The sequence below is a fragment of the Lentzea aerocolonigenes genome, from assembly GCF_000955955.1.
In the GTDB taxonomy this organism is placed as follows: domain Bacteria; phylum Actinomycetota; class Actinomycetes; order Mycobacteriales; family Pseudonocardiaceae; genus Lentzea; species Lentzea aerocolonigenes_A.
The window spans coordinates 1-7,022 of record NZ_JYJG01000328.1 but is presented as its reverse complement, the minus strand read 5'-3'; the positions used below and the strand labels follow the sequence as shown (position 1 = coordinate 7,022).

Annotated in this window: 6 protein-coding genes; 1 reads left to right on the top strand and 5 read right to left on the bottom strand. The window is 70.1% G+C overall.

The window, feature by feature from the left end:
* Nucleotides 1-29 precede the first annotated feature (29 nt).
* The 4 genes from UK23_RS35720 to UK23_RS35705 are packed head-to-tail and all read right to left on the bottom strand — an operon-like array spanning nucleotide 30 to nucleotide 4,487.
* Nucleotides 30-2,480 (bottom strand): AAA domain-containing protein, encoded by a 2,451-nt coding sequence (locus tag UK23_RS35720; RefSeq protein ID WP_156213637.1) that lies wholly within the window; start codon nucleotides 2,478-2,480, stop codon nucleotides 30-32.
* Complete coding sequence (locus tag UK23_RS35715) at nucleotides 2,429-2,794, bottom strand: hypothetical protein (protein ID WP_156213636.1); 366 nt, start codon at nucleotides 2,792-2,794, stop codon at nucleotides 2,429-2,431. Before UK23_RS35715 ends, UK23_RS35720 begins: the two co-directional genes overlap by 52 nt.
* Complete coding sequence (locus UK23_RS35710; RefSeq protein WP_045316167.1) at nucleotides 2,791-3,420, bottom strand: response regulator; 630 nt, start codon at nucleotides 3,418-3,420, stop codon at nucleotides 2,791-2,793. Before UK23_RS35710 ends, UK23_RS35715 begins: the two co-directional genes overlap by 4 nt.
* Nucleotides 3,417-4,487 (bottom strand): sensor histidine kinase, encoded by a 1,071-nt coding sequence (locus tag UK23_RS35705; protein ID WP_196778039.1) that lies wholly within the window; start codon nucleotides 4,485-4,487, stop codon nucleotides 3,417-3,419. The genes UK23_RS35710 and UK23_RS35705 overlap by 4 nt, the downstream gene beginning before the upstream one ends.
* A 135-nt stretch (nucleotides 4,488-4,622) precedes the next feature.
* Between UK23_RS35705 and UK23_RS35700 the strand changes: the two genes are divergently transcribed.
* On the top strand, nucleotides 4,623-5,408 hold the full coding sequence (locus UK23_RS35700) for a CPBP family intramembrane glutamic endopeptidase (RefSeq protein ID WP_045316166.1): 786 nt from the start codon (nucleotides 4,623-4,625) through the stop codon (nucleotides 5,406-5,408).
* Here UK23_RS35700 and UK23_RS35695 read toward each other — a convergent pair.
* Nucleotides 5,350-7,022, bottom strand: a 1,673-nt coding sequence (locus tag UK23_RS35695) for a S8 family peptidase (RefSeq protein ID WP_045316165.1), incomplete at its 5' end; no start/stop codon positions are given. The genes UK23_RS35700 and UK23_RS35695 overlap by 59 nt on opposite strands.

The following is a 7,022-nucleotide window of genomic DNA, read 5'->3' as shown; positions in this document are numbered from 1 at the left end:
CTCGCAGTTGGTGGTACTTGCAGACGCCCTCAGCCACCCGGCGCGAGTTCCTGGGCCAGTTCTACGGCGGCGCGGGCCGGGTCGTGGTCGAAGCGGCTGCTGAAAGCGTCGTGCACGCGCCAACCCGCGTGGGTCAGGGCGCGCCAGCGGGCGAGATGCGCCTGTGCCCCTTCCGGGTGCGGGCGCGTCTCCACCGCGACGGCGTCCTCCTTCTCGCCCACCACGAGATCGACCCGCCACTGCCCCACCGGATAGCCCGTCCGCACGGTCAGGCCCGCGGTCGTCAGCTCCTGGGCCAGCCGAGCCGTCCAGGCGTCCGCCGGCTCGGTCCCTGCGGTCTCGGTCGGCGGCACGTCCGCGTGCTTCAGGTACTCGCCGGCCAGTCCCGGCGGTTCGGCGACCGACGTGATCACGTGCACCTTCCCGCGAGCACGCGTGGTCAGCACCGCGAGCAGGTTGGGGTCGTTCACGAACCGCCACCCGCCGGGCTTATCGTCGGCCGCGAGGCTGATCACGACCTCGTCGAACTCGCTGCCCTGCACCCCGTGCACCGTGCCGACGCGCACCCCGCCCTTGGTGATCTCGTCCAGCGTCAGCTCGCCCAGCAGCGCTTCCTCCAGGGCGTCCGCCTGCGCGCGGAACGGCGTCACGACACCGATCGACCGCACGCCCGCCACGATCCGTTTGCGCACGTGGGCGAGCACGGCGTCGACCTCGACCTGGTTCACGCCCTTCGGCGTCCGCGAGCCGGCGACGCGTTCGGTGTCGATGCAGTCGACGTCCGCGATCGCCGGGTGCGTGGTCAGCAACGCGATCTTGCCGTCGTAGAACTTCGCCGCGGCGAACCCGATCAGGTGCGGTGCGCAGCGGTGGTGCTCGTCGAGCCAGTGCACGCCCGCGGTGGCGGCGCCCGCGTCGAACAGGCTCATCTTCGGCACGTCCAGCCGGTCGCGCAGGTCCTGGGTGCCCTCGGCGTCGACCGCCGCCTGCACGGCCTGGTCGCTCACGAACGACACGTGCCGCAGCTGCCGGGGATCACCGCCGATCACCGCGGAACGCCCGCGCAGCAACGCCGGCGCGGCAAGCGGCTGGTCGACGTGGCTCGCCTCGTCGATGATCACCAGGTCGAACATGCCCGGCACCGGAGGCAGGATGTCCTCCACGTCGGACAGCGTGCCCACCCACAACGGCAGCGCGGCGACGAGATCCGCGCTGTCGATCTCGGCCAGTCCCCGCCGCCGTGCCGCCCTGCCCGAGCGCAACGCCTTCGCGAGCGCCGCCACCGCCCGGCGCGCACCCGAGCCGCGGCCGCTGACCGCGAACTCCTTGAGCCACGCGGCAGTCGCCGACCGGGCCGCACTGTCCTGTTCGGACAGCAACAGCCTCAGCTCGGCGAACGTCGTGCCGCCACCGGCCGCGAGCCGCACTGAGGCAGCGGTCTGTTCGGCCGCGACCACAGCCGCCGTCAGGTCCTCGAACGACGCCTCACCCGCACCGGTCAGCTTGCGCGCCCTCGACCGCGCCCACCCGGTCCGCAGCCCACCCAGGAGGCCGGTGCGCGGCCGAAGAAGTCCGTGCAGCGCAACAAAATCAACACCCGCGTCGAACGCATGAGGCGCAATTGACCGATGTCCGGCCATCAGCGAGTGGTGCTTGCGCGCCTCGGCTGCCAGCTCCTCGTCGTGCAACGAAGCGGCGACAGCGCGCTGAATCCGTCCAACAGCCGCGACTTCAGCTCTGCGCACCCGGTCGAGCTCCTTCAGCCGGCCGGGATCACCGGTCGCCGCGAGTCCGTCGGACAGCTCGCGCGCCATCTCCTGGCGCAGCTCCGAGTCGCCGAACAGCACCGGCACCGGCCCACCGGCCCTGCGCAGCGCGGCACCGAGCACGTCGGCGGCGTTGCGGGTGCGGCTGGCGAGCAGCACCGACCGTCCGGCGGCCACGGCGTCCAACGCCAGCGCGGCCAGCGTGTGCGTCTTGCCCGCTCCCGGCGGCCCGCCCACGACCGTGATCCGCGCGCGACGGGCGTGCTCGACCGCCCGTTGCTGGCTGTGGCTCAACGGCAGCAGGGAACTGATCGGCTCGTCGTGCTCGCTCAGAGCCTCACCGGCACCGTAGAGCGCGGCCAGCGCGGTGTCCTCGACACCGGTCGCGGCAGCCCACTGGTACAGCGCCGAGCCCTGCTCTGTCGTCACCACGGTCTCGCCGGCGTTGAGGCCGCACCCCATCGCCACGACCAGCTCCCGGCCGCGGATCAGCGAGCTGGGGTCCTCGCGCACGATCGGCACGTCCTGGAACCCCGCCTGCCGCAACGTCTCGGTGATCCACGCCTCGGTCGGTGCGAGCGCGGCCTCCCGTTCCGCGGTCTTCGCCCAGTCGTCGATCAGCGGGAACAGGGCGACGTCACCGGCGACGTGGAAGGCGTAGTTCAGGCCCAGCCGTGGTGCAGCCGCACCGGCCGCGTGATCAACGGCAGGCACACCCGCCGCCGCTGGCCACCGATGTCCGCGGGTCCGGTGAGATACGCCCAGCCCAGGCGCAGCAGCCGGTCCTCTTGGTGCAGCGCGTCGTACGCGGCGAGGTGCTGGACCTTCTCGCGCTCGTGCCGCGGCGCGGTCCAGGTGATCGGGGTCCACTCCTGGTCCTGCTGCGTCGTCGTGATCGCCCGCCACGCCGGCTCGTGGTCGCCGAACCACAGCAGGCCCGCCGCCTTGCTGAGGTCGAGCTGGACCTTCTGCGGCTGCTCGGCGGCACTGAGCCGGGCCAGGGTGCGCAGGACAGCCGGAACGTTCACCCCCGCCATCTTTCCCGAACCACCAGTGCGAGCTGTGTGCGGTCCCGCAGCCCGAGTTTGCGCAGCGCGCTCGACACGTGGTTCTTCACCGTGCCCTCGGTGATGTACAGCCGCGCGGCAATCTCCCGGTTGCTCGCCCCGGTGCCCACCAGCTCCACGACGTCCGACTCGCGCGAGGACAACAGCTCGTGGCCGGCGAACGTGACCTCGGGTTGGACGACCTCGGCGACCAGCCGGGCCGCGACGGGGCTGTCCAGGATCATCTGCCCGGCAGCGACCTTGTGGATCGCCGCGACCAGGTCGTCCGGCGAGGTGTCCTTCAGCAGGTACCCGAGCGCGCCGGCCTTGAGCGCGCCGAAGATGTACTCGTCCTCCTCGAACGTCGTCAGCACGATGCACGCCACGCCCGGATGATCGGCTTTCAGCGCCCCGATCAACGCCACGCCGTCCATCACCGGCATCCGCGCGTCGACGAGGGCGACGTCCGGGCGTGAGTCCATCGCGTTGAGCGCCTCTTCGCCGTTCGCGGCCTCGGCGACGACCTCGATGCCGTCCTCGATGTCGAGCAACGTCCGCAGCCCGCGCCGCATCAGCACCTGGTCGTCGACCAGCATCACCCTGATCATGCCGGGATCTCGACCCGCAGCTCGAACCCTCCGGCCGCCCGGTTCCCCGCCGTGACCGCGCCTCCCAGCGCCTCCACCCGTTCCCCCAGCCCGACGAGCCCGAAGCCGTCCACCGCCTCGGCGCCCCGGCCGTCGTCGCTGATCATCAGCACGACCCGGTCCGGCGCGAAGCTCAGCTCGGCGACCACCTCGGCGGCCTGAGCGTGGCGCAGGACGTTCGTCAGGCCCTCCTGGAACGCGCGGTACAGCACGATCTCCGCGTCCGGGCCGATCTCGCGTTCCTGGCCCGTCACCTGCAGCCTGACCCGCAGGCCGTCGAACGTCCTGGCGAGCTCCCTCAGCGCGTCACTCCCCCGTCGCCCGTCCAGCACGAGGGGGCGCAACGCGCGCACGGACCGTCGTGTCTCCGTCAACGCCTCCATGGTCAGCAGTTTGGCCTGCCGCACCTCGTCCCACGCCTTGTCCGTCGCGCGTTCCCGGAGCCGTTCCGCGTTCTCCAGCCCGACCTTGACCACTGTCAGGTAGTGGCCCAACGAGTCGTGCATCTCCCTCGCCATGCGCGCACGTTCCTCGGCGACCGCCAGCCGCCGGATCTCTTCTGCCTGCAGCACGGCTTTGCGCACCGCCGCGGCCACGCTGATGCCGAACGCACACAGCACGGCAGAGGTCGAGGCGCTGCGCAACGCGGTGACCCAGTCCTGGCCGTAGATCACCATCCCGCCCACGACGAACAACACGACAGTGACCGCGAGTGTGCCGAACGCCCACCGCGTGCCGAAGACCTGTGTGACGTTGCCGAGCCCGATGAGCAGCAACGGTGCGACGAGCCCGCTGCCGTCCACAGCGCCCAGCACCACACACGCGATCACGAACGCGATGCTCACCGCCCTGCGCGTCGTCGTGATCTCCCACGGCAGCGCGAACCACAACGCGACCACGACGGCCAGCAAACCCACGATCGCCGCGACCCCGAGCCACGCCGGATACGTGGGTGCGCCGAGCAGGTGCACGACGAGCACGGCCGGTGCCACGACCCAGAACAGCACAGTGAACAGCAATGGACGCACTTCGGAGACGCTAGCCAGAAGCCCGCTCGCGCACATCGGACTTCGGTGAGTACCTCACCCATGACTTCGGTCATGGTCTGCTGCCTGCCCGCGGCTGGATGTGCTGCGGGCGTGTTGCTCACAAGATCTCCAGGCATGCGAATCATGTTGGCATTACTGGGTTTCGTCGCCACGATCCTGATCGTCGGCGTACTGGTTCAGCTCGCGACGGCATCGCTGCCGATGCCGGTGCCGATGGTCGTCGGGGGCCTGGCGGCGTCGGCGGCCGTGTTCGGCCTGGTGCGCCTGCTGCGGCGGCGCCTCGACCGCAAACCGCAGGATCTCGTCAGGTTCGACCGCACCACAACGCCGTTGCTGCTGTCGGGCATCGCGATCGCCGTCGTGGTGGCGCTGCTGGGAGGAGCGGTGAGCGTCTGGCTGGGCTTCGCGGACTGGGGAGTGGACTGGAGTGCTGCCGCCGAGGTGGGCATGCCGGCCGTGATCGTCTCGCTCGCCGCGAGCACGTTGCTGGCCCAGGGATTCCCGGAGGAGCTGGTGTTCCGCGGCTACATCTTCGCCAACCTGCGCGAGAAGATGCCGGCCTGGGCGACCGTCGTGGTCACCTCGCTGATCTTCGGGTCGATCCACGTCTTCTCGCACGGCGGCGCGAACACGTTGACCGAACGGCTGGTCTACGCGGTGATGGCGGCCGGGTTCGGGCTGATGCTGGCGACCTGCCGGGTGGTGAGCGGGTCGCTGTGGCTCGGCGTCGGGTTCCACGCGGGGCACGACGCGTTCGTGCGGATGTTCGTGACGCTGCGCCCCGACGCGTTCATCGGGGCGCAACTGGTCACCTTCAGCGCGTTGGTGCTCGCCGCCTACCTCACAGGGTCAGGCTCCAGGTGTCGATCGTTCCGACGTCAGCCGTCGCCGCGTCCCTGACCTGGAGCTTCCAGGTTCCGTTGCGGGCCTCGGACGACAGGTTGACCGTGAACGTCTGGTCGATGTCGTCCGCGCTGCCACCCGAGCGGTTGCTCAGGTTGTACGCCGAACCGTCCGGTGCGACCAGGTCCACCACCAGGTCACCCCGGTAGGTGTGCTTGATGTGCACCTCGACCTTGCTGGACGCCGACGCGGTGCCGGTGCAGCCGGAGACGACGATCGACGACGACACCGTGGAGTTGTCCGGGATCGCCACGTCGGTGCCGTTGGTCTGCGTGCCGCACGAGGCCGCGCCGACCGTCCACGTGAACGAAGCACTGCCCGAACCACCTGCGGAAGCGGTGGCCGTCGCCGTCACGTTGTACGTGCCCGCAACGGAAGCCGTGCCCGAAACAAGACCCGAAGAGCTGATCGACAGACCGGCCGGCAGCCCGGTCGCGGACCACGTGTACGGCGCGGTACCACCGGAGGCCGACAGCTGGAGCGACACCGAACCGTCGAGGGCGGTCGTCTGCGCGCCGGGGTTGGTCACGGAGACGCCGGGAACACCACCGGAGTTGGTGCGCAGCAACAGGTTCGCCGAGTTGGCACCAGGGCTGGTGACCTTGTTCGGCGTGGCCGCGGCCTTGATCGCCGCCTGCACCTCGGCCGGCGTCTTGGACGGGTTGTCCGCCAAGTACAACGCGGCCGCGCCGGCGACGTGCGGCGAGGCCATGGACGTGCCGCTCATCGTGGCCAAGCCGGTGTTGTTGTTGTACGACGCGGAAATGATGTCCTGGCCGGGCGCGAACAGGTCGCTGCACGTGCCGTACGACGAGAACGACGCGCGGGCGTCGGTGCGGGCGGTCGCCATGACGTTGATCGTCTCGGTGACGCGCTGCGGCGAGTACTTGCACGAGTCGTCGTTGAAGTTGCCCGCCGCCACCACGTACGTGACGCCGTGAGAGATCGACGCGCGCACGGCGTCGTCGAGCACACGGCTCGGCTCGTTCGCGGTTCCGGTGTAGAGGCTCATGTTCGCGACCGCCGGCAGGACGGCGTTCGCGGTCACCCAGTCCACACCAGCGGCCTCGGTGGACACGGATCCGCCGCCCTGGCAGTTGAGCACCCGGACGGCCTTGAGCTTCACGTTCTTGGCGACACCGAACGTCGCGCCGCCAACGGTTCCGGACACGTGGGTGCCGTGACCCATGCAGTCCTTGCCGTTCTGGCCGTCGGTGAACGCGTCGAACCCGAACGTCGCGCGCCCGCCGAAGTCGGTGTGGTTGTAGTTGATGCCGGTGTCGATCACGTACGCGGTGACGTTCGACGCGTCCGTGCTGTAGCTGTACTTGTTGTTCAGCGGCAGATCCGCCTGGTCGACGCGGTCCAGGCCCCACGACGGCGGGTTGAGCTGGTCGGTCAGGACCTGCACGGTGCGGTCCTGCTCCACATAGGCCACGGCCGGGTCGGCGGCGAGGCGCTTGGCCTGCTTGGCCGACATGGTGGCGGAGAAGCCCTTGAACGCGGCCTTGTAGGTGAACCCGATCCTGCCGCCGTACTTCCCGGCCAGCTCACCGGCGCGGCCGCCGACCTCCGACTGGGTCATGGTGTTCTTCAGGACGACGATATAGC